This is a genomic window from Curtobacterium sp. 'Ferrero' (assembly GCF_002412165.1).
Lineage (GTDB): Bacteria > Actinomycetota > Actinomycetes > Actinomycetales > Microbacteriaceae > Curtobacterium.
Map to the genome: position 1 here is coordinate 88,375 of NZ_NXIA01000002.1, position 21,555 is coordinate 109,929.

Sequence of the window (21,555 nt, forward strand, 5' to 3'; positions counted from 1 at the left end):
GTGTTCTACCTCGACCGTGCGGCCACGACGCCCGTGCGCCGCGAGGTGCTCGAGGCCATGTGGCCGTACCTGACCGGCACCTTCGGCAACCCCTCGTCGACGCACGGGATCGGTAACGCGGCCGCGCGTGGTCTCGCCGAGGCCCGGTCCGCGGTCGCACGGGTGCTCGGCTGCCGTCCGGCCGAGGTGGTCTTCACCACGGGCGGCACCGAGGGGGCGAACACGGCGATCAAGGGGATCGCGCTCGCCGCGCCCCGGGGTCGGCACGTCGTCACGGCACCCACGGAACACGAGGCGGTGCTCGAGAGCTGCCGGTACCTCGAACGCTTCCACGGCTTCGACCTGACCGTGCTCCCGGTGGACGCGGACGGCCGTGTGCAGCCCGACGCGCTCGCCGCGGCGATGCGGCCGGACACGACCCTGGTGTCGATCGCGCACGCCTCGAACGAGATCGGCACGGTGCAGGACGTCCCGGCGCTCGCCGCGGTCGCGCACCGCTCGGGCGCACGGTTCCACACGGACGCCGTGCAGTCGGCGCCGTGGCTGCCGATCGGGCTCGACGTGCTTGGCGTGGACGCACTGTCACTGTCGGGTCACAAGCTCGGCGCACCCAAGGGCACGGGGGTGCTGGTGGTGCGCAGTGGCGTCCCGCTCGAGCCGCTGCTGCACGGCGGCGGGCAGGAGCGCGGTCGACGATCGGGCACGGAGGACGTCGCCGGCGCGGTCGCGGTGGCGACGGCGCTGGCCCTGCACGCGGGGCAGCGGGCGTCCGCGGAGGAGCGGGCGTCCGTCGTCCGCGATGCCGTGCTCGACGGCGTCACCGCGGCGGTCCCGGGGGCGATCGTCACGGGGTCGCGGTCGGCGCGGCTCCCGGGGCACGCGTCGTTCTGCTTCCCCGGCGTGCTCGGCGAGACCGTCCTGCTCGAACTCGAGCGGCGGGACGTGGTGTCCTCGTCGGGGAGCGCCTGTGCGGCCGGCAGCACGGAGGCGTCGCACGTCCTCACGGCGATCGGCCTCGACGAGGACACCGCGCGGTCGGCCGTGCGGCTGACCTTCGACGAGACCCTCGCCGAGGCTGACGTCCCGGTCGTCGTGCGTGCCGTCGCGGAAGCGGTCGAGGCGGTCCGCGCGCTCGCGTGAGTCACGGGTCGGGGTGTACTAGACGTTCTACTCCATGAGTGGGGTCGTGTCCCCCCTTTTGCGGACCGACGATCTGCGTCAGAGTGTGGTCATGGCAAACGCGATCACCACCAGGGCCCTTCGGGAGGACCGCTTCCGGGCGGTCCAGCTGCTCCCCGCCCCGGCCACCGTGCTCGCGCTCGTCGTGGCCGCCCAGCACGACCTCGGCGCCGTACCCCTCGGCGTCATCGCCGTCGTCGGCACGCTGGCGACCCTCGGGAGCGCACTGCTCCCGAGGCTCCGCCCGCAGGCCACTCCCCGCGACGCCCGACGGACCCTGCCCGCCCCGAGCGAGGCCGATCGGTACCGAGAGGACACCGAACACCCTCTCTGAGCACCACCCACCCGACCCGCACCGCCGGACCCGTCCCCTGGGGGACGGCGGTGCACCCCGGCCGGACGCTGCCCCTGATCTGCGTCCGGCGCGGGGCACGACAACCCCCTGCCGTCGTGCCCCGCCGCACACCGCGACCCGCCGTGGGCGAGGCGTCGACCCCCTGACGACGCCACCTCCCCCTGACGCCCACGGCGGGCCGGTGTCGCACAGTCCGTGCGAGCAGACCCGATCCGGTCCGCGCTGAGCGGAGCGGAGCGGAGCGGCCACACTGATGTTGTGCGTTTCGACACTGTCCTCACCGAAGCTGACGTCCCCACGCTCCGAAGCCAGGTCGCTGCCCTCAGACTCCCAGGACGCCGGCTCGCGCGAGGCGTGAGTGCTCGACGGGATGGCCGCGAACGCCCGTGGCAGTTCCAAGTGGTCGTGGACGAGCACGACCGGAGTTGGACGTTCGACCGGCAGGGGGACCCGCATCGGGACCGCTTCGCGGAGGGTGTCCACCATTCTGTCGACGGCCCGTCCGAGGTGAGTTTCGCGCGGAGCGGCACAGCGGCCACTCCTGTCCGACTCCTCACGCCGGAGCTCCTCAACGTGTGGGGGTCGCCGGCGAGCTACTCGCCGATCCTCGTCCAGCGGATCAAGGAACACTGGCTGCTGTTCACGTTCGAGCACGAGCTCGACCCGGCGCAACGAACGACCCTCGTCATCGACGAGGGTGACGGGATCGCACACCGCTTCTACGACGCGGGTCAGGTCACCGTGATCACCGAGCTCCGCGTCATGGATGATGACGAGCCGATCCCTCCGCGTCCGCGGTTCTCACGATTGCAGTAGTGGCCCGCGCTCGAGTACTGACGACGCGCCAGCACGGCACCGCCAGCAGCTGAGGTGTCGGTTCACGCCTGCTGGTCGATCTGGTTGCATCGACACACGAACCAGACGGAAGGATGACCGTTGATGGACCGCATCCGATGCGCGCCCCTCAGCAGGCGCGCCGCCAGCTGGAACCTTGCCCTCGTCTGGGTCGTGATCACCATCGGGCTGCTGTCCGCCATCGGGTGCGTCGGGTTCATCCTCGACGAGAGTCTGACCTCGTACGCCACCTGCAGCGTCCGCAACGCGGGTTGCCGTGGTGACGCGGGCTGGTACAGCAGCATGGGGCTCACCCGCTTCGGAGGGTTCGCAGCCGTCATCACCTGTGGCGCCATCGGCATCCGCAGTCACACCCGGCTGAGCGGCGTGCTGTCTCCGGTCGTCGGCCTCGGCGGTCTCCTCCTCCTGACCGCGGTCGGCTACGACCTCCTCAAGTCCCTCACCGGGACGTAGGCGGCGGGCGCCTGCGGCACGAACCGGCAGATCGCTCGCCACCGCGCTGTCTCTTCACGGGCGTCGCGACGGGATCTGGGTCGGGTCCGAACCATCCAGTCCTCAGCGCAGGTCAGCGCTGCGCGGTGTCGTCCAGCGGTCCGGAGTCGTTCAGCGCTGCGCGGCGGTGCCGGGCCAGACGTACTCGAGGTCGTCCGGCACGTCCGGGAAGAGCGGACGGTAGAACTCCGGCGCCTTCTGCACGAGCTTTGACCGGTGCGAGCGGTGCAGCGCCTCGTCGTCGTTCCACGCCGGCAGCGGGTACTCGCCGCGTGCGTACGCTTCGAGGTCCTCCTGCACGAGCGCGAGGTCCGCCAGGGTCTTGTCCCGACAGGTGTCCGGGTGGCCGCGCTCGACCCACACCGCGCACGTCGCGTCCTGGTACGCCATGAGCGCCGGCCGGAACCCGCGCCACATCGCCGTCACCGGGTGCGCCTGCCAGCCGTACCCGGGCAGGGTCAGGGCGCGCATCACCTGGAGCGTCTCGACGCGCTGCTTGCCGAGCCGGCGGTCGTCGAGCACCTCGGCGGAGGCCTGGAAGTCGGCGAACGGCAGGAAGGTCTGCATCGGCCGAACGGTACCCGCCCCGCTCTGGCAGCCCGCCCGACACACGCCGTCACACGCGGACCACCGGTGCCCCGCCCGTGTGAGCATCAGGACATGAGCGAAGTACGAGTCGTCGGCGTCAGCGGCAGCCCCTCCGACCCCTCGCGGACCTCGACCCTCGTCGCGGCGACCGTCGAGCGGATGGGGCAGGAGCTCGGGGACGCCAGGACCGAGACGGTCGAGATCGGTCCGCTGCTCGCCGACCTCGGTGCCGCCACCTCCCGCGAGGCGATGGCCCCCGCGACCGCTCGCGCGCTCGAGGCCGTCGAGTCGGCGGACGTGCTCGTCGTCGGCAGCCCGGCCTTCCGCGCCGCCTACTCCGGGGCGTTCAAGCTGTTCTTCGACTGGGTCGGCCAGTACGACCTCGTCGACACCCCCGTGCTGCTCACGGCGACGGGCGGCAGTGACCGGCACGCGCTCCTCGTCGAGCACCAGATGCGTCCGTTGTTCGGGTTCTTCCAGTCGACGACGCTGCCCCTCGGCGTGTTCGGCAACGAGCGCGACTTCGCCAAGCGCGAGGGCGGGTACGACATCGCGAGCGTCGATCTCGAGCTCCGCATCGACCAGGCCGTGCGGCGGGCGCTCCCGATCATCCGCGGCGGCTTCGTCACCGCCGACGCCGCCGAGGTCCGACGCCCCGCCGAGTTCTGACCCCCCCGCCGGCGCCGAGGCGTTCCGCTCGGAGGGGGTCGTTCCTTCCAACGTCGCCTCGACGATCTAAGCGTGCATTCCCGCGTGATGTGCAAGATTTGACGTACCAAATTGCCACGTCTTGTGTGTTGCTCGTCCGGAGCAACGCCGCTCTGGCAGCTTCTGCAAGGGGTACAGCAATGTCAAAGTTCCGTACGGCATCAGCCGCGATCGCACTCAGCAGCACACTCGCGGCAGGGAGCTTGATCACGGCTCCGGGCGCCGAAGCCGCCGAGTCGTTGCAGACCGCTCCGGTCATGGTGGATGTCTCCGGAAGTCGCCCGTACATCACGCCTGAACTCGTCGATCAAGCAATCACCGACGCACGGGAGGCAGGCGCGGTCACCGGCGAGGAAGTGCAGCCGGACGGCACGAGCACGGTCAGCATCGACGCTGGCAACGGGTTCACCCTGCAACTCAGCAAGGCCAGCCCGACACAGCGTCTTGCGGCTGGCTCGGACAGCTACGGTGGCGTCTACGTCGGGTTCAATTCCTTCGATCAGAACTTGATCATCAGCGGGGCCGCTGCCGGGATGACTGCTGGGATATGTGTTCTCGGCCCAGCCGTGTGCGCCGTTGCAACGGTCGCCATCACCATCGCTACTGTGGCCGTCTCGACCAGTGGCGGCGTGCAGTGCGGCACCAAGTCGTTGCGCGTCTACCCCGTGTCGAACAAGAAGCCCCGCTGCGCCTGAGGAGCAGAGCATGACCAGCATCCTCCGCAGCCCGGCGTTCGCCATCGTCGTCGCCGTCGGCCTCCTGATCGCTGGAGCTGCCGTCGCGGCGGCGACCAACGGGACACCTCATCAGATCGCCGGGTCGTTCGCGGTTGCCGTCGCGGCCGGAACTGGCGGATGCTACGTCGGTACGACCATCCGGCATCGCCGGAACCGCCGGTAGCATCACCCACGAATCCGCGGAGCGCCCGTGCTGTCGACGGCACGGGCGCTCCGCGTCTCCGCGGTGATCATCACCACCGCCTGAGCGTCGTGCCCGCCAGGGTGACCCCACCACACGCCGGGATCGGGGGGGGGGGGGGCTCCTCGCGGCGCGACCACGCGGTGGACAGGGATCCGTGGCGGCAGTGCACCGCGCCTCCCGTCCAGAAGCTGGCCGACCAGCGCGCTGGTCCGCCCGTCGGCAGCCCGCCGCCCGTCAGCAGACGAGGTGCACGCCGTCAGTCCTCGGCGTCCGTCACCAACGCTGCGAGGTGGGCCACCGCCAACCGGTACCCGTCCGCCCCCGCACCCGCGATGACCGCCGTCGCCGCCGTCGCGACGTGGTCGACGTGCCGGAACGGCTCACGCTTCCACGTGTTCGACAGGTGCACCTCGACGACGGGGACCGCGAGCGCCTCGACCGCATCGTGCAGCGCCACCGAGGTGTGTGCGTACGCAGCGGGGTTGACGACCACGCCCGCGAAGTCGTCGAGCGCCTCGTGCAGCCACTCGACCAGCTCACCCTCGCGGTTCGTCTGGCGGAAGTCGGCCTCGAGTCCGTGCACGGCCGCCTCGGTGTGGACGATGGCCTCGATCTCGGTGAGCGTCACCGTGCCGTACTGCGCCGGGTCGCGTCGCCCGAGGATGTCGAGGTTCGGGCCGTTCAACACCAGGATGCGCGAGGACTCGGTCATGCCGGAAGCCTAGCGGCGAGCGGTGCTCGGGCATCGACGGAGCCGTCACATGCAGCGGCTATGTGAACGGTCACAATAGGCCACCGCAGCCGTTCGCGCAAAGGTTACAGAGCGGTACCAGTCCGGGTAGTGTCCCCCGATGGGCCAGCGCAGACGCGGGCCCATCGAACACGTCGACGTGGAGTGTGAATGGTTCTCGCTGCAGCGAACAACGGGATCCGGCTCGATCTGGGCTGGGTCGACTACCTGATGATCATCGTGTACTTCGCGGTGGTCATCGGCATCGGGTTCACCGCCCGCCGGCAGGTCCGGACGAGCATGGACTTCTTCCTGTCCGGCCGGTCGATGCCGGCGTGGATCACGGGCCTGGCGTTCGTCTCGGCGAACCTCGGCGCGACCGAGATCCTCGGCATGGCCGCGAACGGTGCCCAGATCGGCATGGCGACCCTGCACTACTACCTCATCGGTGCGGTGCCGGCGATGGTGTTCCTCGGCCTCGTGATGATGCCGTTCTACTACGGCTCGAAGGTCCGGAGCGTCCCGGAGTTCATGCTCCGCCGCTTCGGCAAGGCCCCGCACCTGGTGAACTCGATCGCGTTCGCCGTGTCGAACGTGCTCATCGCCGGTATCAACCTCTACGCCATGGCGATCGTCATCGAGGCGATGCTCGGCTGGCCGGAGTGGCTCGCGATCATCGTCTCGGCCGCGTTCGTCCTCGCGTACATCACGCTCGGCGGCCTCTCCAGCGCGATCTACAACGAGGTCATGCAGTTCTTCGTGATCATCGCCGGTCTCGTGCCGCTGACGATCGTCGGCCTCCACCGGGTCGGCGGCTGGGGCGGCCTGACGGAGGCGATCAAGAAGACGCAGGGCGTGCAGCACCTCCAGGCATGGGCGGGCACCGGCATCGGCGACGTCACCAACCCGATCGGTGCGAACTGGCTCGCGATCGTGCTCGGCCTCGGCTTCGTGCTGTCGTTCGGGTACTGGACGACGAACTTCACCGAGGTCCAGCGCGCCTTCTCCGCGAAGAACATGTCGGCGGCGCGCCGCACCCCGCTCATCGCCGCGATCCCGAAGCTCTTCATCCCGTTCATCGTCGTCATCCCCGGCCTCATCGCCGCGGCCGTCGTCGGGAACCAGTTCGCCTCGGGCGCGCTGACCTACAACGACGCCATCCCGAAGCTCATCCAGATGTACCTGCCGACCGGCGTGCTCGGCATCGCGGTCACGGGCCTCCTGGCTTCGTTCATGGCTGGTATGGCGGCGAACGTGTCGTCGTTCAACACGGTGTTCACGTACGACATCTGGCAGCGCTACATCAAGCCGAACATGCCCGACCTGCACTACCTGCAGACCGGACGCTGGGTCACCGTCGCCGGTGTCCTCGTCGGGATCGGCACCGCGTTCCTCGCTGCGCAGGCCGGCAACATCATGACCTACATGCAGACGCTGTTCTCGTTCTTCAACGCACCGCTGTTCGGCGTCTTCATCCTCGGGCTCCTGTGGAAGCGGATGACCACGCAGGGTGCGCTGTGGGGGTACATCCTCGGCATCGTGACGCCGACGATCACCTGGATCGCGTACCTCGTGAACCCGAAGCTCTTCGCCACCGGCACCGCCGAGACGCTGTACGGCGCGATCATCTCGTTCGTCACCGTCCTCGTCGTCGCGGTCGTCGTGTCGCTCGTCACCAAGCCGAAGGACGTCTCCGAGCTCGGGGGACTGGTCTACGGCGTCGGCAAGATCGACATGACCGCCGGGGCCGTCGCGACCGACACCGCGTGGTACCGCTCGCCGGCGCTGCTCGGAACCGTGGCGCTGGTCCTCTGCGTCGTCCTCTACCTCCCGTTCCTCTGATCCGCGCGAAGGAGATCGCTCATGCGTGACGACACCACCACGATGACCGAGGAGCAGCAGGCCCTCGTCCGTTCCACCCGCCGACTCGACCTGCGCCGCATCCTCGGTGGCTTGTTCGTGCTCTACGGCGTGATCACGACGATCGTCGGCATCGTCAACTGGAACACCGACCCGGAGAAGACCGGCGGCATCCACATCAACCTGTGGGTCGGGCTCTCGCTGCTCGTCGGCGGGCTGCTGTTCTTCCTCTGGGACCGCCTCAACCCCGTGCCGGCAGCCGACATCGTCGGCCAGGCTGAGGCGGAGGAGCACCAGAAGGCCGCGGGCGAGGGTCGCGACCTCGCCTGACCTCACCTCGTCCCGTCCGACGGCCGCCCGCTCCTGCGGGCGGCCGTCGGTCGTTGATGGTCTGCGTCGGCCTGGAGGCGCGGCTCGCCTCCGCCTCGCCGCTCGCGGAACCGATTGCTCACGTTGACACGTTCAGTGATCGCGGCCTAGTATTGATATGTCGACCGCGTGCTGCTCGGTCGGAAGTGAGCCCCGGATACGCCTGCAGCCAGCGCGGGCCCGGGGTTTTGCGCTGTCCGGACCGGTCTCAGTTCACCAGGATGACCGTGGCGTCGACCGCTCGGTCGTAGCCCGCCATGTGTGCGCCGCACGCCAGATCGGCGAGGGCTGTCAGCGGCTCGTCCTCCCCTCGGATGTGCTCATGCCGGATCCTTCTCCCGACACCGCGCCGCCGCAGCGCGTCGAGCATGGAACGATCGCCGTCATCGCCGGCCCTCCCGCGCGATTCGAGCACGAGGCGGTCGACCGCGTGCCGTTCGAGTTCCCACACGAGTCGTTCGAGGCAATGGCGCCGACGGCGCTCGACCCTGGCGGCCGCACCGTCGTACCGGACGACGACGACCTCGACCGCTCGCCGGAGGAGGTCGAGCCACGAGATGCGCTGCGCGCGGAGGGCCTCGTACCAGTGGAGCTTCCGCATGCGTCGTGGCGTGGCGTCGCGGATGGCCGCCCGGGCCGATTCGCTCTCTTCCGAGGTGATCACGACGGCTGCGAGCACGTACACGGTGTGGTCGAGGCCTCCGCCCGGCTCGGATTCGTCGACGTACGCAGTCCGCATCCTGCCAGCATATTGTGTACCAGTGTCGCCTCGAGTTGATGTGCTTGTGCTGGGGCGACATGTGCGAGAGGTTGCACCTCGAGCGAAGGAGCCCCCATGCCCACGATGGTGTTCATCAACCTGCCGGTCGTCGACCTCGACCGCGCGACGTCCTTCTACGAAGCCCTCGGGTACACGATCAACCCCGACTTCACGGACGAGACCGCCGCGTGCGTCGTGGTGAGCGACACCGTGTACGTCATGCTCCTCACGCACGCGAAGTTCGCCGAGTTCACCGACAAGACGATCGCGGGCCCGGACACGATCGAGGTGATCAACTCCCTCAGCGCCGACTCGAAGGACGACGTGCACCGTGTGGTGGACGCCGCGGTGATGGCGGGCGGTCACGAGGACCAGCCAGAGATGGACCTCGGCTTCATGTACCAGCGCAGCTTCACCGACCCCGACGGGCACCGGTGGGAGCTCGTGTGGATGGACCCGGCCGCGATGCAGGACGGCCCGCCCGTCGAGTAGCGGCGTGCGGGCATCGCGGTGTCGGCGGCGCTCGGCAGGATGGGGGTGTGAGCACCGAACCGCCCGAGACCCGGCCGTCCCTCGTCGTGGGCGAGGACGGCCTCGCCCGCCCGGTGTGGGCATCGACCGATGAGCTGCTGCGCGACTACTACGACACCGAGTGGGGCATGCCCGTGCGCGACGAGCGGGGCGTGTTCGAGCGGCTCTCACTCGAGGCGTTCCAATCCGGGCTGTCGTGGCGGACGATCCTCGCGAAGCGCCCGGCGTTCCGCGCGGCCTTCGCCGACTTCGACCCGGACACGGTCGCGGCGTTCGGTGAGGACGACGTCGCGCGGCTCATGGCCGACGCGGGGATCGTCCGGAACCGAGCGAAGATCCTCGCGACCATCACCAACGCGAACGCGACGATCGCCCTGCGGGACGACGGGGGACTGGCGGACCTCGTCTGGTCGTTCCGGCCGGAGCGGACGCCCGAGCCGCTGACGTTCGCCGACGTCCCCACCAAGTCCGACGAGTCGGTGGCGCTGTCGAAGGCGCTCCGGAAGCGTGGGTTCGCGTTCGTCGGCCCGACCACGATGTACGCGCTGATGGAGGCACTGGGCATCGTCGACACGCACCTCGTCGGCAGTCACCGTCGCGGGACGTCGGGTGTCTGGAGCTGAGCGGCCCGCGACTCGTCGTCGGGGCTAGGTTCGTGCCATGACCACGGAACCGGGGACCGCACCGAACCACGTCCCGGCGGTCCCGGTGCACCCGATCGGCGCCGAGCACGTCGCGGTGCCGCTCGACACCGCCGTCCCGGCGCCCGAGCTGCCGGGGGAGTCACTCCCGGAGCACGACCCGTCGCAGGTCCGGATCGCGTTCCTGCTCTTCCCCGACCTCACGCAGCTCGACCTCACCGGACCGGCGCAGGTGCTGGCGCGGGTGCCCGGCGCGTCCGTGGAGTACGTCGCGGCGGACCTCGACCCGGTGGCGAGCGACTGTGGTCTGGCACTCGTCCCGACCGCGACGTTCGCGACGGCACAGGCTGCCGACGTGCTCGTCGTCCCGGGTGGCGACGGAGCGTTCGACGCGATGCTCGACCCCGACGTCGTCGGGTTCGTCCGCGGCGCGGCCGAGCACGCCACATGGGTGACGTCGGTGTGCACCGGCGCGTTCGTGCTCGGTGCGGCAGGGCTCCTCGCCGGCAAGCGCGCGACGACCCACTGGGCGTCGAAGCCGATGCTCGCCGCGTTCGGTGCCGACCCCGTCGAGCAGCGGATCGTCGTCGACGGTGCCGTCGTGACCGCGGCCGGGGTCAGCGCCGGCATCGACATGGCGCTGTGGTTGGCGGGCGAGCTCGCCGGTCAGCCCGCCGCCGAGCGCATCCAACTGCAGATCGAGTACGACCCGCAGCCGCCGTTCGACGCCGGCTCGGCGGTGCGGGCCGACGCCCGACTCGTCACCGAGGCGCGTGCTGCGGCCGAGGCGGCACGCGGGGAGCGGGTCGCGCGGGCGGCGGCAGCGGTCATCCGCTGAAGTAGGGACGACCGCTACCGGTTGCCCTTCGAGCCGCGCTTCGGCTTGCCCTTCATCCCGCGCTGTACCTTGCCGCGTCCGGCCTTGCCCCCGCCGGACTTCCCGCTGGTGCCCTTCGTTGCACCGCGCTTGGCGGTGGTGCGGCTGTTCGCCGCGGTCGCCTTGCCGCCGCCGGAACCGCCGCCGGAGCCGCGGCCGGAACTGCCGTCGGAGCCGCCGCGCGACGAGCGCGAGCCGTCGTCGTCGGCGCGATCCGGGCCTCCCGTCTGGTCCTGGCCGCCCCGGGAGCTGTTGGCGGTCCGCCCGCGCACCACGCCGATGAACTCCTCGGTGGTCTCGGAGGCGTCCTCGGACCGCCAGGCGAGGAGGATCCGCGTGCCCGGCGAGCCCACGAGCGCCCGGGCGACGAGTTCCTTGCGGCTGGCCGCGCGGAACAGTGACTGCGGCAGGACCGCGACGCCGACGTTCGCCTCGACCAGGTCGAGCGTTCCCGCGAGGTCCGCGGGCACCGGGCCGGCGTCGACGACGTGGACGTCCGTCGTGGCGAGGTCGACCTCGGTCGCGTCGGCCAGCGGCGAGTCCTTCGGCATCGCGACCACCGCGGTCTCGGTCCAGAGCGGGATCGCGTTGTGCAGATCTGAGACGGGTTCCCGCGCGAAGACCATGTCGGCCTCGCCGGCGAGGGCGTCGTCCACCTCGTCCGCACCGATCGGGCGCAGCCGGAGTTCGATCTCGGGGAACCGCTCGCGCCAGACACGGGCCCACTTCGCCGGGGACACCCCGGGCACGAAGGCGATGGTGAGGGCCTCGGTCATGCAACCGAGCATAGGGGCCGTACCCTGGTGTGCATGGCGCAGGAACAGACCATGAAGCCCGAGACGGCCGCGAAGAAGCTCGGCATCCTGCTGTCGGCCGCCCCGGAGTCCTTCCGTGGTGCGCCGATCAGCAGGACCGCGTTCGACGAACTCCGGACGGAGCCGCCGACCTGGCTCGAAGACCTCCGTCGTGACGGACCGCACCCCCGACCGGTCGTGGCGCAGAAGCTCGGCGTGTCGATCTCGGGGCTCAGCCGCGCGGGCATCGACGAGCCGCTGACGACCGCCGAGATCAAGGCGCTCCTGCAGGAGAAGCCCGAGTGGCTGGTGCGCGAGCGCGCGACCCAGGCCGCGGTGCACGCCGAGAACGCCCGCGTCAAGCAGGAGCGCGCCGCCAAGGCCGCCCGCTCCGAGGGCTGACCCAGCGCCACCGCCCGTGACCGCCGTCCACGAGACCGTCGCCGACGCGATGCTGGTCGTGCCGCAGTTCGCCTCGGTGTGCTGCATCGTCGGCGACCGCTACCGGCCGCGCGTCGCCGTCGTCGTGCCTGCAGCCGTGATGCTCGTCGCGATGCTGCTCCCGGTGCTGCACGCCGGTTCGGTCTGGACGCTGCTCGCCGCGACGGTGCTGCTGCTCCTCGCACCGATGCCGGTGATGCGCCGACGGCGACCGGACGGACGTCGCGCCGAGCCGATGGACGTGCACCGGGCACTGTCCTCCGTGGTGATGGCCGGGATGCTCCTGATGGGACACGCGAGCGGGGTCGTCGACGAGCACGCCGGGCACGGCATCGCCCTGACCGCGGTGCTCGGCGCCGGGGTGATCGGGTACTGCGCGTTCAGCGGGTGGCTGCTCCGCCACGAGTGGGCGCGGGAGGACCGGCGGAGCGTCCGGAGCGGTGAGGTGTTCGCGATGACGGTCGCGGTCGTCGGGATGACGCTCGCGATGTAGTGACCGACCGTGCGCCCGCCCGCGCGGACGATCAGCCCTGTCCAGGCTCCTCCGAGGAGCGCGCCACGCGGTCCTTCGCCGCGCGCAGCGTGTCCTTCGGCACCGGCGGGACACCTCGTCGGATCCCCCGGATGCCGACCGCCGCGAGCACACCCGTGACGAGCGCGAACACCACGAAGGTGATCCCCGTCGCCGCCCAGACCGGCAGCGCGAGAGCGAGGAGCGCGACGATCAACCCGGCGAGCAGCAGCAGGGTGGCCAGGGCGAACGCCACCGCCGCACCGGTGAGCACCAGACCCGTCCGCGCGCCACGCGCACGGTCCCCGATCTCGCGCTTCGCGGCGGCGACCTCCTCGCGAACGGCGCGGAGCAGCGGCTCGACGGCCTTCTGCAGGAGCCCCGCCGCGAGGCCGTCGCGCACGGACCTCCCGCCGGAGACCCGGTCGTCGTCGTGGTCGGTGGCGTTCACGGGGCTCCTGTCGGACGGCGGACGCGGGCGGGGCGCCGCGAGCGGTGTCCGCCACCGTACGCGCCGTCGCTCGACGGTCGGCTCCGCCCGTCGCGCCGCACGGTACGGTCGGGGCATGTCCGACCGTGCAGCGCGCCGTCCCGACCCCACCCCGCGGTTCGACGAGGTCGACGAACGGATCCTGTGGACCCTCGCGCAGGACGCCCGGATGCCGAACAACCGCCTCGCGGCGACGGTCGGGATCGCCCCGTCGACCTGCCTCACCCGCGTCCGTGCGCTCGAGGACGCCGGGGTCATCCGCGGCTACCGAGCGGACGTCGACGTCGCGCGGCTCGGGTTCTCGATCGAGGCGATGGTGTCCGTCCGCGTACACGCTGCCGCGCGCCACGAGCTCCGCGAGTTCGCGAAGCGGTTGCTCCGGGTGCCCGTCGTGCAGGACGTGTCCTTCCTGGCCGGCGACAAGGACTTCCTCGTGCACATCGCCTGCACCTCCACCGAGCAGCTCCGGGACTTCGTCGCCGACGAGTTGAGCGGCGACCCCTCGGTCGCGACCACGCAGACGAACATCGTGTTCGAGCGGCTGGTGGCCGACCGGGCGCACCAGGCACGGTCCTTCGACGAGCTGCGGCGCTGGCGGGCCTAGCAACTCGCTCGGCGGCGGCGACGGCGTCGGCTCAGCGTCAGCGGCTCAGCGCCACCAGATCAGCGGTTCAGCACCATCGGCACGTGCGGGATGCGGTCCTCGAGGTAGTCGTCGCCGTCCCGTTCGAACCCGAACCGGCCGTACCACTCCGCCAGGTGGGCCTGCGCGCCGAGCACGACGCGCGGCGCCTGCGTCTCGGCGAGGGCGGCCTCGATGAGGCGCCCGGCGAGTCCCTGCCCGCGTGCGCGAGCGGCGGTCGCGACCCGGCCGATCCGTTCGCTGCCGTCCGGTTCGCGGAGCAGCCGGACCACGGCGTCGACGGAGCCGTGGCCGGCCCAGAACTGCACGGTGCCCGGCTCGAGGTCACGACCGTCGATGTCCGCGTACGCCGCTCCCTGCTCCACGACGAAGACGTCCTGCCGGAGCCGGAGGATCTCGTGCAGCGTGACCGGGTCGAGATTGCGGGTCGGAGCCCGGTGGATCGGGAGCATCTGCGGCTCACTCTGCGCTGCTGTCACAAAACCTGCGTTCCTGTCGAGAAAGCTGGTGCGGATCGGGGCGGACGGGCGTACCGTACCGACCAACCATTCTACGTGCGCAGCCGAGATCAGGAGGTGAGCGCATGGACCAGGCGTTGCGTGCACCCTGGCACGCGCTCCTCCGGTACGCCCTGCTGGGGCTCGGGATCGGCGCTGCGCTCGTGCTGCTCACCCTCGTCCTGGGCGCTCGGCCCGCGTCGGCGTCCACCGGTGCAGCACCGACCTCCGGAGGCCTCGTCGGCGGCGTCGTGCACGGACTCGGCGAGACGGTCGACGGTGTGGGCGACGTGGTCCACGAGGCCGTCGCCCCCGAGCGCCGTGCCGTCGAACCCGCTCGACAGGCCGTCGAACCCGCTCGACAGGCCGTCGAGCCCGCGCGTCCGGCCCCGGCTGCTCCCGCCGCGCCGGCTCCTGCGCCCACCACGGCGGCACCGCCCCACGCTGTGCCCGCACCCGCCCCGGCAGCACCCGCTCCGGCAGCTGTTACGCCTGCACCTGCACCCGCGGCGTCCGGTGGCGCGACGGTCACACCGACTCCGGTCGCGGCAGCCACGCCCCACGAGGCGACGCCTGCGACCACCACGGTTCCTGTCGGCGCCACCCCGACCCAGCAGCCCTCCCTCCGCGGCGACCTGCGGAGCGTGCGCGGCGTGGTCGCCTCGGCCCTGCGGCCCGTCACGGCCTCCGTCGAGGACCTCGCCGCTTCCCGCCCCGTCTCCACGCTGGCCGGCTCGCTCGACCACATCGTCGGCAGCGTCCCGGTGGTCGGCCCCGTCGTCGGCGACGATCTGCTCGGCTCGGTTCTCGGACCCGTCTGCACGGTGGTCGACGACAGCCTCGGCGGCGTCGCCCCGGTGGTCGGATCGGTCCCCGGCGTGGTCGACGGCTCCGCGCCGGTCCTGCCGGGAGGCACGGCACCCGTCCCCGGGAGCGTCCCGGCCCCGACGGACGGCCAGGGCCACCCCGTCGCCCCGTCCCGCGGCACGGACAGCGGGATCGCAGAACGGGACGTCCAGACCTCCGCGCAGGCTCCCGCCGACGCGGACGAGACCGCGTCCGCGGTCGCGGCGGTTCGGGTCGCCGCGACCCCGGATGCGTCGGACCCGGCTCCTGCCCGGTCGACGACCGCCGCGTCGGCGGTGCTCGGCGGCCCCGCACTCCTGGTGCCCGCCGGGCACGGTCCCTTCCCGGGCGACGGCCGGTCGCCCGCGGACCCGGTCGGAGCAGCGGGACTCGCCGGCAACAGCCTCGCCGGCTCGGCCGGTCCGGCCGCGACCGCGACGACCGACGCGGCCAGCACGCAGTTCACCCTCGCCGCGGGGTCTCGCGGCACGCTCGTCGACGACGCACTCCCGGCGTCCCCGGTCGGCGAGCGCGACGTCGCCCCTGACTGAGATCGCCAGCGCCTGTCCACCGGCAGGCACGCTCAGGCCCGACCGCGTCCGCGGTCGGTCGACGATCTCGATCAGGAAGTGAACGACCATGAACAAGTACGTCTCGAGGGGGCTCTGGTTCGCCCTCTTCGTCGGCGGCCTGACGCTCGGTGGTGCCGCGGCGGCGAACGCCGCGACCACCTCGGGAGCGGACGGCGCCGTCTCGGGGACCCAGGTGGCCCCCGCCGTCGACGCTCCGGTCTCCGTGACCGGCAACGCGCTCGGCGTGCTCGGTGACGCCGTGTCCGGCGTGACCGGTGCTGCTGCGTCGAACGGCACGACCGACGCTCCGGCAGCGACCCCTGCAGCTCCGGCCCCGACCACGTCCGGTTCGGACGGTGTCGCCTCCGGCACCCAGGTCGTGCCCGAGGTCACCGCGCCCGTGCACGTGTCCGGCAACGCCGTCGCCGTCGGCGGGGACGCCGCGGCGAGTGCTCCGGCTCCGACCTCCGCGGCACCCGCGTCGTCGCCGGCCGCGTCCGCACCGTCGACCTCCGGCACGGACGGCGTCGGCTCGGGCACCCAGGTGGGCGGCTCCGTGACCGCTCCGGTGTCGGCGACGGGCAACGCCGTCGCGGTCGTGGGGGACGCCACGAGCACGGCACCGACCACGGCTGCTCCGGCTCCGGCCTCCCCGGCGCCCTCGACCCCGTCGTCGGACGACGTGTCGGCCTCGACGTCGGGTCAGGACGGCGTGGCCTCGGGCACGCAGGTCGCACCCGTGGTGTCGGTCCCGGTGACGGTGTCCGGCAACGGCATCGGGCTGCTCGGTGACGGGACCTCGAGCTCGTCCGCGGCGGGTGGTGCGACGTCTGGTGGTGCGACCTCGGGCGGCACGACCTCAGGTGTGGACGGCACGGCCTCGGGCACGCAGGTGTCGCCCGTGGTGTCGGTCCCGGTGACGGTCGGTGGCAACGGCATCGGCCTGCTCGGAGACGGCACGTCGACCTCGCCCGCAACGGGTGGTTCGTCGGCGGCGGGTGCCACCACCGGCACGACCAGCGGTTCGGACGGGATCCTCTCCGGGACGCAGGTGTCGCCCGTGGTGTCGATCCCGGTGACGGTCGGTGGCAACGGCATCGGGCTGCTCGGTGACGGGACCTCGAGCTCGGCGACGGGTGGTGCGGCGACGGGTGGTGCGACGTCCGGTGGTGCGACCTCCGGCGGCACGACCTCGGGCGCGGACGGCACGGCCTCGGGAACCCAGGTGTCGCCCGTGGTGTCGGTCCCGGTGACGGTCGGTGGCAACGGCATCGGCCTGCTCGGTGACGGCACGTCGACCTCGGCGACGGGTGGTGCGGCGACGGGTGGTGCGACGTCCGGTGGTGCGACCTCCGGCGGCACGACCTCGGGAGACGGCGGACTCCTGTCGGGCACCCAGGTCGTCCCGGTGATCGGCCTCCCGATCACGATCGGCGGGAACGGCATCGGCGTCCTCGGTGACGGCACCAGCGAGACGGGCAGCGGCCCGACCACGGGGACCGACCCGGGTACCGGGACCGACCCGGGCACCGGGACCGACCCCGGCACCGGGACCGACCCGGGCACCGGGACGGACCCCGGGACCACGCCGACCGGCGACGACCCCACCGGAACCGGTGCCGGTGACGGCGCCGGCACCGAGCCCGTCGTGGTGACCGTCCCGGCGAACGCGACGGCCGTCGGCGACGTGGACCGTGCCTCCCGTCCGGCCACCGCCGCGGACGCGGTCGTGTCCGCAGCGGCGACCGAGGCGGCCGCCGCCTCGGGGAGCACCGCGACCGGTCTCGCCTACACGGGCGCAGACTCGCCCGCCGTCCCCGCGACCGCAGCGCTCCTGCTGCTCCTCGCGGGTGCCGGTGTCCTGACGCTCCGTCGTCGGCACTGACGCACGGCGGCCGCCGGACCACCGCACGGGTGGTCCGGCGACCGCGTGCCCTGGGCGCTTCCCGACTGCTTCCTGGGAGTGCGTGATGCCCACCCTGTGAGCAGTGGAAGCGCGATGACGGCTGCACGGCAGCCGGGAGGGACCACCATGCAGATGTGCTCCACGAACTCCTGCGCCTGAAGATCACGGACAGCGATGTCCTCGTCCCGGTCGACGTCGTCGCCGGTCTCCTCGTGGTCTGGGCGCTGGTCGTCCGACCGTGGTCGCTGACACGGTTCCTCTTCCGGCTCGGCGCGATCGTGGTCGGCGGGCTCGTCGGCCTCGGCCTCGTGTGGTGGTTCGGTGACGTGCAGGACGCCTTCGGGGTGGCCTTCACCCCGATCACGCGCATGTGGGTCGCATTCGCCGTCGGTGCCGTCGCGCTGTTCGTGGTCGTCGCGGTGCAGGGCGGCTGGGGGCGCCGCGTGGTCGCGCTCGCAGCCGCGGCCTCCGTCGTGCTCGCCGCCGGGCTCGGCGTCAACGTCGACTTCGGCTTCTACAAGGACGTCCAGCAGGCGCTCGTCACGAACCCCTACCCGACGAAGGACCTGCCGGTCGTCGCACACGGGTCGTCCACGGAACCCGTGGTCACCCCCGACGGCTGGCACGCGCCCGCCGGCATGCCCGCGAAGGGCGAGACCATCAGCGTCCGGATCCCGGCGACGGTGTCGCACTTCCGTGCCCGCAAGGCCGTCGTGTGGCTCCCGCCGGCGGCCAGGACGGCACACCCGCCGCTCCTCCCGGTGCTCGTCGCCCTCTCCGGCCAGCCGGGGGAGCCGTCCGACCTGTTCCAGACCGGCGACATGGCGACGTACCTCGACCACTACGCTGCTGCCCACGACGGGCTCGCCCCGATCGTGGTCGCGCCGGACCAGCTCGGCGCGCCGAACCGCAACCCGATGTGCGTCGATTCCCGGCGCCTCGGTCGGAGTGAGACCTACGTGATGACCGACACCGTGGACTGGATCCGGAAGCACCTCCCGGTGACCTCCGCGCCGTCCGGGTGGGGCATCGTCGGGTTCTCGGAGGGAGCCACCTGCGCCATGCAGTTCTCGTCGGAGTTCCCCGACGTGTTCGGCACGACCCTCGCGATCTCGAGCGAGGCCGCCCCCCTCACCGGGAGCGTGCAGCACAGCATCCAGGTCGCGTTCGACGGCTCGGCGGCCAAGTACGCCGCAGCCGCCCCCGCCGCGCTCATGGAGGCGCACGGTCGGTACGTCGACCACCTCACCGTGTTCGGGGTCGGTCAGGACGACGCGCCCTACCGTCGCAGCACCGCGATGCTCCAGGCGGTGTCGGAGCGGGAGGGCATCGCGACGCAGCTCATCGTCTCGCCGGGCTCCGCGCACGACTGGAACACGGTCCGGTACGTCCTCGCGCACGGACTCCCGCCCGTCATCGCCCACCTGGGCCTGCCGTCGAGCGCTGCGCTGTGAGGGCCGACCTGCGCTCCTGGCCCGGCCGCGCACGACGACTGCTCGGCCGGTACCCGGTCACCGCCGTGGTGCTCGTGCTGGTCCTCGCGGCCTCCGTCGTCGCGATCGCCCTGCGGGTCCACCACCACGCGTCCGTGGCCGCGTTCGGACCCCTGCGGGTGTTCACGGCGTCCACCGGGGTGCTCGCGCTCCTGCTCACGCTCGCCGGCGTCGTCGTGCTCGTCGGTGCCTCCGAACGGCTGATGGGGTCCGCGCGCACCGCCCTCGCGTTCGTCGTGACGACACTCGTGGGGACCGGAATCGGGGCCCTGACCGCCTTCGTCGACAGCGACGGTCGCGACGTGGCAGCACTGCTGCTCGGACGCGCCACGAGCTTCGACCCATGGACCGCGATCGTCGGCACCATCGTCACCGCGAGCGCCTTCGCCGGCACGCTCTGGCGGCGTCGGATCCGGGTGAACGCCGTCGCCGTCGTCGCGGCGCTGCTCCTGTACGCCGGTCACGCCTCCGACCTGTACGCGGCGCTCGCCGCGGGCGCGGGCTGGATCCTCGGCGAACTGCTCCGTCGCACGCCGAAGCGGACCGGGTGGACCCGCAGCTCGCACCGGGAGACGCGCGTGCTCCTCGGCACCGTCGTGCTCGTGTCCGCGGTCGGGCCGCTGATCGCCCTCGTGTCGCGGGCCCGGGTCGGACTGCTCGCCCCGATCGCCGCCGTCGTCGGCGCCGGACCGGTGACGCCCGTGCGGGGTTGCCGGGCGGACGCCGCGGCGGGGGAGTGCCTCCGCGGCCTGCTGGCGTTCCGGGCGACCGATCCGTGGACGGTGGTGCTCGCGGTCGCGCCGCTGCTCGTCCTGGTCGTCGGCGGCCTCGGGCTCTTCCGCGGGAGTCGCTTCGCGGTCTGGCTCGTGGTCGTCGTGGACACCGTCACGGCCGTCGCCGCCGCCGTCACGTACCTGCTCGTCCCGGGCCGGGTCGCCGCCCTGCACGGGATCGAGGACCAGTTCGTCGTCGACGTCTCCATCGCCGCGTCGATCGTCGTGCCGCTGGCGACCGCGGTGGTGCTGCTGGTGCTGCGCCGCTCGTTCACCGTGCTGCCGTCACGTCGCCGGGTCACGTCCTTCACCGTCACCGTCGTGCTCGCGGCCGCCGTGCTCACCACGGTGGTCCTGATCGTCGCCGCCTCCGCCCGGAACCAGGTCGACGACCCGTTCCGCCTGGCGCTCGCCGCCTTCGGGCCGCTCGCGCCGGTGTCGTTCTGGGACCGGCTCCCGACGCTCGACCCCCTGCTGCGCCTGGTCGTCGGACTGAGCGGACCGGTGCTCTGGGTCGTCGTGGCCGTGGCCGCGATCCGACCGACGGGCGCCGTCGAGGCCGACGCCGACGCCGATCGTTCCCAGCGCGACCGCGAGCACGCCCGGGCGCTCCTGCTCGCCGGCGGCGGCGACACGTTCGGCTGGATGACGACCTGGCAGGGCAACCAGTACTGGTTCGCCGACGACGGTCGCTCCGGGGTGGCGTTCCGCCGCAGCGGCAGCGTCGCGGTCACCGTGGGTGGTCCCTTCGGGTACGTCGACGCCCGGCCCGCCGCGCTCACCGCGTTCGCCCGGTACTGCGACGACAACGGGTGGACGGCAGCGTTCTACGGGGTGGACGCGGACACGGCGGAGCACCTCACCCGGCAGGGCTGGGGCACGCTCCCGGTCGCCGAGGACGCCGACTTCGACCCGCGGACCTGGACCACGACCGGGAAGAGGAAGCAGGACGTCCGCACGGCGGTGAACAAGGCCCGCCGTGAGGGCATCACCGCGACCTGGTCCGCGTGGCACGACCTGCCGGTCGCGACGACGCGGCAGATCGAGGCGATCTCCGAGGAGTGGGTCGCCGAGCGCGAGCTGCCCGAGATGGGCTTCACCCTGGGCGGTGTCGACGAGATGCGCGACCCGGCCGTCCGCACGCTGGTCGCGCAGGACGCCGAGGGGACCGTCCTCGCCGTCACGAGCTGGCTGCCGAGCCACCGCGACGGACGCGTCGTCGGCTGGACCCTCGACGTCATGCGCCGGACCGACCAGGCACCGAACGGCGTGATGGAGTTCCTCGTCGCGAGCGCCGCCGAACGGATGCGCGACGACGACGTCGAACGGCTCAGCCTCTCCGCGGCGCCGCTGGCGCAGGTGTCCGCCGCCGACGCCCCGGCGGACGGTGTCCAGAACCTGCTGGAGCTCGTCGGCGGGGTCCTCGAACCCGTCTACGGCTTCCGCTCGCTGCTCCGCTTCAAGCAGAAGTTCGGGCCGGACCTGCACCCGCTCGTCCTCGCGTACCCGGACCCGGTCGCGCTGCCGTCGATCGGGATCGCGGTCGTCCGGGCGTACCTGCCCGACCTGTCGCTCCGGCAGGCGGTCGCCCTGGCGCGCGGGCGCGCCTGACCGGCGCACCACCCGACGGCCGGGAGGCGCGGGGCGGGCCCGCTCCGCGCCTCCCGGCCGTCCTACCCGCCCGTCACACGACGCAACCGGCGCGGCAGCACCGGTCGCGTGG

The 21,555-nt window shown here is 72.1% G+C and carries 25 protein-coding genes; 19 read left to right on the forward strand and 6 right to left on the reverse strand.

What is annotated here, in order from left to right; genetic code table 11:
* The 4 genes from Csp2054_RS02455 (at position 1) to Csp2054_RS02470 (ending at position 2,842) form a co-directional block, all read left to right on the forward strand.
* Entirely contained in the window at positions 1–1,140 is a 1,140-nt protein-coding gene (locus Csp2054_RS02455; protein ID WP_096897727.1) for a cysteine desulfurase family protein, read from the forward strand.
* Between the two features lie 91 nt (positions 1,141–1,231).
* The gene (locus tag Csp2054_RS02460) at positions 1,232–1,513 is read left to right on the forward strand and encodes a hypothetical protein (protein ID WP_141399091.1); all 282 of its coding nucleotides are present in this window, start codon (positions 1,232–1,234) and stop codon (positions 1,511–1,513) included.
* 426 nt (positions 1,514–1,939) lie between these two features.
* Complete coding sequence (locus Csp2054_RS02465) at positions 1,940–2,350, forward strand: hypothetical protein (RefSeq protein WP_141399092.1); 411 nt, start codon at positions 1,940–1,942, stop codon at positions 2,348–2,350.
* A gap of 123 nt (positions 2,351–2,473) precedes the next feature.
* Positions 2,474–2,842 carry a hypothetical protein gene (locus tag Csp2054_RS02470; protein WP_096897730.1) on the forward strand — a complete coding sequence of 123 codons (369 nt, stop codon included), beginning with the start codon at positions 2,474–2,476 and terminating at the stop codon, positions 2,840–2,842.
* A gap of 150 nt (positions 2,843–2,992) precedes the next feature.
* On the opposite strand, the gene Csp2054_RS02475 is transcribed toward Csp2054_RS02470, so the two are convergent.
* On the reverse strand, positions 2,993–3,448 hold the full coding sequence (locus tag Csp2054_RS02475) for an MSMEG_6728 family protein (protein ID WP_096897731.1): 456 nt from the start codon (positions 3,446–3,448) through the stop codon (positions 2,993–2,995).
* Positions 3,449–3,541: 93 nt separating this feature from the next.
* Between Csp2054_RS02475 and Csp2054_RS02480 the strand changes: the two genes are divergently transcribed.
* The 3 genes from Csp2054_RS02480 to Csp2054_RS02490 all read left to right on the forward strand — a co-directional run bounded on the left by Csp2054_RS02480 (position 3,542) and on the right by Csp2054_RS02490 (position 5,077).
* Positions 3,542–4,138 (forward strand): NAD(P)H-dependent oxidoreductase, encoded by a 597-nt coding sequence (locus Csp2054_RS02480; protein ID WP_096897732.1) that lies wholly within the window; start codon positions 3,542–3,544, stop codon positions 4,136–4,138.
* 179 nt (positions 4,139–4,317) lie between these two features.
* The gene (locus Csp2054_RS02485) at positions 4,318–4,872 is read left to right on the forward strand and encodes a hypothetical protein (protein ID WP_096897733.1); all 555 of its coding nucleotides are present in this window, start codon (positions 4,318–4,320) and stop codon (positions 4,870–4,872) included.
* 10 nt (positions 4,873–4,882) lie between these two features.
* A complete protein-coding gene (locus tag Csp2054_RS02490) occupies positions 4,883–5,077 on the forward strand; it encodes a hypothetical protein (RefSeq protein ID WP_096897734.1) in 195 nt (64 codons plus the stop codon).
* Between the two features lie 277 nt (positions 5,078–5,354).
* On the opposite strand, the gene aroQ is transcribed toward Csp2054_RS02490, so the two are convergent.
* Complete coding sequence (aroQ, locus tag Csp2054_RS02495; protein ID WP_096897735.1) at positions 5,355–5,810, reverse strand: type II 3-dehydroquinate dehydratase; 456 nt, start codon at positions 5,808–5,810, stop codon at positions 5,355–5,357.
* A 189-nt stretch (positions 5,811–5,999) separates the two neighbouring features.
* Between aroQ and Csp2054_RS02500 the strand changes: the two genes are divergently transcribed.
* Positions 6,000–7,670, forward strand: coding sequence for a sodium:solute symporter family protein (locus Csp2054_RS02500; RefSeq protein WP_096897736.1), 1,671 nt, complete (start codon positions 6,000–6,002; stop codon positions 7,668–7,670).
* Between the two features lie 21 nt (positions 7,671–7,691).
* Positions 7,692–8,018, forward strand: coding sequence for a hypothetical protein (locus Csp2054_RS02505; protein ID WP_096897737.1), 327 nt, complete (start codon positions 7,692–7,694; stop codon positions 8,016–8,018).
* A 247-nt stretch (positions 8,019–8,265) separates the two neighbouring features.
* Here Csp2054_RS02505 and Csp2054_RS02510 read toward each other — a convergent pair whose 3' ends face one another.
* Complete coding sequence (locus tag Csp2054_RS02510) at positions 8,266–8,796, reverse strand: DUF3800 domain-containing protein (protein ID WP_096897738.1); 531 nt, start codon at positions 8,794–8,796, stop codon at positions 8,266–8,268.
* Positions 8,797–8,892: 96 nt separating this feature from the next.
* Between Csp2054_RS02510 and Csp2054_RS02515 the strand changes: the two genes are divergently transcribed.
* From Csp2054_RS02515 to Csp2054_RS02525, 3 genes are read left to right on the forward strand one after another with little or no spacing between them, the layout of a single operon-like run.
* Positions 8,893–9,309 (forward strand): VOC family protein, encoded by a 417-nt coding sequence (locus Csp2054_RS02515; RefSeq protein ID WP_096897739.1) that lies wholly within the window; start codon positions 8,893–8,895, stop codon positions 9,307–9,309.
* A gap of 47 nt (positions 9,310–9,356) precedes the next feature.
* Positions 9,357–9,971 carry a DNA-3-methyladenine glycosylase I gene (locus tag Csp2054_RS02520; RefSeq protein ID WP_096897740.1) on the forward strand — a complete coding sequence of 205 codons (615 nt, stop codon included), beginning with the start codon at positions 9,357–9,359 and terminating at the stop codon, positions 9,969–9,971.
* Positions 9,972–10,008: 37 nt separating this feature from the next.
* A complete protein-coding gene (locus tag Csp2054_RS02525) occupies positions 10,009–10,827 on the forward strand; it encodes a DJ-1/PfpI family protein (protein ID WP_096897741.1) in 819 nt (272 codons plus the stop codon).
* A gap of 14 nt (positions 10,828–10,841) precedes the next feature.
* Here the strand turns inward: Csp2054_RS02525 and Csp2054_RS02530 are convergent, their stop codons facing one another.
* A complete protein-coding gene (locus Csp2054_RS02530; RefSeq protein ID WP_176491519.1) occupies positions 10,842–11,642 on the reverse strand; it encodes a LysR family transcriptional regulator substrate-binding protein in 801 nt (266 codons plus the stop codon).
* A 33-nt stretch (positions 11,643–11,675) separates the two neighbouring features.
* Here Csp2054_RS02530 and Csp2054_RS02535 point away from each other — a divergent pair, with 33 nt between their 5' ends.
* Both Csp2054_RS02535 and Csp2054_RS02540 read left to right on the forward strand, forming a co-directional pair.
* Positions 11,676–12,062 carry a DUF5997 family protein gene (locus Csp2054_RS02535; RefSeq protein WP_096897743.1) on the forward strand — a complete coding sequence of 129 codons (387 nt, stop codon included), beginning with the start codon at positions 11,676–11,678 and terminating at the stop codon, positions 12,060–12,062.
* 16 nt (positions 12,063–12,078) lie between these two features.
* On the forward strand, positions 12,079–12,594 hold the full coding sequence (locus tag Csp2054_RS02540; RefSeq protein ID WP_096897744.1) for a hypothetical protein: 516 nt from the start codon (positions 12,079–12,081) through the stop codon (positions 12,592–12,594).
* A 31-nt stretch (positions 12,595–12,625) separates the two neighbouring features.
* Here Csp2054_RS02540 and Csp2054_RS02545 read toward each other — a convergent pair whose 3' ends face one another.
* The gene (locus Csp2054_RS02545; protein ID WP_096897745.1) at positions 12,626–13,063 is read right to left on the reverse strand and encodes a phage holin family protein; all 438 of its coding nucleotides are present in this window, start codon (positions 13,061–13,063) and stop codon (positions 12,626–12,628) included.
* A 115-nt stretch (positions 13,064–13,178) separates the two neighbouring features.
* Between Csp2054_RS02545 and Csp2054_RS02550 the strand changes: the two genes are divergently transcribed.
* The gene (locus Csp2054_RS02550) at positions 13,179–13,706 is read left to right on the forward strand and encodes an Lrp/AsnC family transcriptional regulator (protein ID WP_096898004.1); all 528 of its coding nucleotides are present in this window, start codon (positions 13,179–13,181) and stop codon (positions 13,704–13,706) included.
* A 59-nt stretch (positions 13,707–13,765) separates the two neighbouring features.
* Here the strand turns inward: Csp2054_RS02550 and Csp2054_RS02555 are convergent, their stop codons facing one another.
* Positions 13,766–14,224: a GNAT family N-acetyltransferase gene (locus Csp2054_RS02555; RefSeq protein WP_317951512.1), complete on the reverse strand. Its 459-nt coding sequence runs from the start codon at positions 14,222–14,224 to the stop codon at positions 13,766–13,768.
* Between the two features lie 104 nt (positions 14,225–14,328).
* Between Csp2054_RS02555 and Csp2054_RS17955 the strand changes: the two genes are divergently transcribed.
* From Csp2054_RS17955 to Csp2054_RS18640, 4 genes are all read left to right on the forward strand, one after another.
* On the forward strand, positions 14,329–15,639 hold the full coding sequence (locus Csp2054_RS17955) for a hypothetical protein (RefSeq protein WP_176491521.1): 1,311 nt from the start codon (positions 14,329–14,331) through the stop codon (positions 15,637–15,639).
* An 88-nt stretch (positions 15,640–15,727) separates the two neighbouring features.
* Positions 15,728–17,545 (forward strand): hypothetical protein, encoded by a 1,818-nt coding sequence (locus Csp2054_RS02570; RefSeq protein ID WP_255252585.1) that lies wholly within the window; start codon positions 15,728–15,730, stop codon positions 17,543–17,545.
* A gap of 155 nt (positions 17,546–17,700) precedes the next feature.
* Positions 17,701–19,020: an alpha/beta hydrolase gene (locus tag Csp2054_RS02575; RefSeq protein ID WP_096897749.1), complete on the forward strand. Its 1,320-nt coding sequence runs from the start codon at positions 17,701–17,703 to the stop codon at positions 19,018–19,020.
* A complete protein-coding gene (locus tag Csp2054_RS18640) occupies positions 19,017–21,443 on the forward strand; it encodes a bifunctional lysylphosphatidylglycerol flippase/synthetase MprF (RefSeq protein ID WP_096897750.1) in 2,427 nt (808 codons plus the stop codon). Before Csp2054_RS02575 ends, Csp2054_RS18640 begins: the two co-directional genes overlap by 4 nt.
* The last annotated feature ends 112 nt before the right edge of the window (positions 21,444–21,555 follow it).

What these genes read in the sequence shown, in the direction of transcription:
- Csp2054_RS02460 (WP_141399091.1), top strand. Translation starts at nt 1,232, where the DNA reads ATGGCAAACGCGATCACCACCAGGGCCCTTCGGGAGGACCGCTTCCGG.
- Csp2054_RS02470 (WP_096897730.1), top strand. Translation starts at nt 2,474, where the DNA reads ATGGACCGCATCCGATGCGCGCCCCTCAGCAGGCGCGCCGCCAGCTGG.
- Csp2054_RS02475 (WP_096897731.1), bottom strand. Translation starts at nt 3,448, where the DNA reads ATGCAGACCTTCCTGCCGTTCGCCGACTTCCAGGCCTCCGCCGAGGTG.
- Csp2054_RS02480 (WP_096897732.1), top strand. Translation starts at nt 3,542, where the DNA reads ATGAGCGAAGTACGAGTCGTCGGCGTCAGCGGCAGCCCCTCCGACCCC.
- Csp2054_RS02485 (WP_096897733.1), top strand. Translation starts at nt 4,318, where the DNA reads ATGTCAAAGTTCCGTACGGCATCAGCCGCGATCGCACTCAGCAGCACA.
- Csp2054_RS02490 (WP_096897734.1), top strand. Translation starts at nt 4,883, where the DNA reads ATGACCAGCATCCTCCGCAGCCCGGCGTTCGCCATCGTCGTCGCCGTC.
- aroQ (WP_096897735.1), bottom strand. Translation starts at nt 5,810, where the DNA reads ATGACCGAGTCCTCGCGCATCCTGGTGTTGAACGGCCCGAACCTCGAC.
- Csp2054_RS02500 (WP_096897736.1), top strand. Translation starts at nt 6,000, where the DNA reads ATGGTTCTCGCTGCAGCGAACAACGGGATCCGGCTCGATCTGGGCTGG.
- Csp2054_RS02505 (WP_096897737.1), top strand. Translation starts at nt 7,692, where the DNA reads ATGCGTGACGACACCACCACGATGACCGAGGAGCAGCAGGCCCTCGTC.
- Csp2054_RS02510 (WP_096897738.1), bottom strand. Translation starts at nt 8,796, where the DNA reads ATGCGGACTGCGTACGTCGACGAATCCGAGCCGGGCGGAGGCCTCGAC.
- Csp2054_RS02515 (WP_096897739.1), top strand. Translation starts at nt 8,893, where the DNA reads ATGCCCACGATGGTGTTCATCAACCTGCCGGTCGTCGACCTCGACCGC.
- Csp2054_RS02525 (WP_096897741.1), top strand. Translation starts at nt 10,009, where the DNA reads ATGACCACGGAACCGGGGACCGCACCGAACCACGTCCCGGCGGTCCCG.
- Csp2054_RS02530 (WP_176491519.1), bottom strand. Translation starts at nt 11,642, where the DNA reads ATGACCGAGGCCCTCACCATCGCCTTCGTGCCCGGGGTGTCCCCGGCG.
- Csp2054_RS02535 (WP_096897743.1), top strand. Translation starts at nt 11,676, where the DNA reads ATGGCGCAGGAACAGACCATGAAGCCCGAGACGGCCGCGAAGAAGCTC.
- Csp2054_RS02550 (WP_096898004.1), top strand. Translation starts at nt 13,179, where the DNA reads ATGTCCGACCGTGCAGCGCGCCGTCCCGACCCCACCCCGCGGTTCGAC.
- Csp2054_RS17955 (WP_176491521.1), top strand. Translation starts at nt 14,329, where the DNA reads ATGGACCAGGCGTTGCGTGCACCCTGGCACGCGCTCCTCCGGTACGCC.
- Csp2054_RS02570 (WP_255252585.1), top strand. Translation starts at nt 15,728, where the DNA reads ATGAACAAGTACGTCTCGAGGGGGCTCTGGTTCGCCCTCTTCGTCGGC.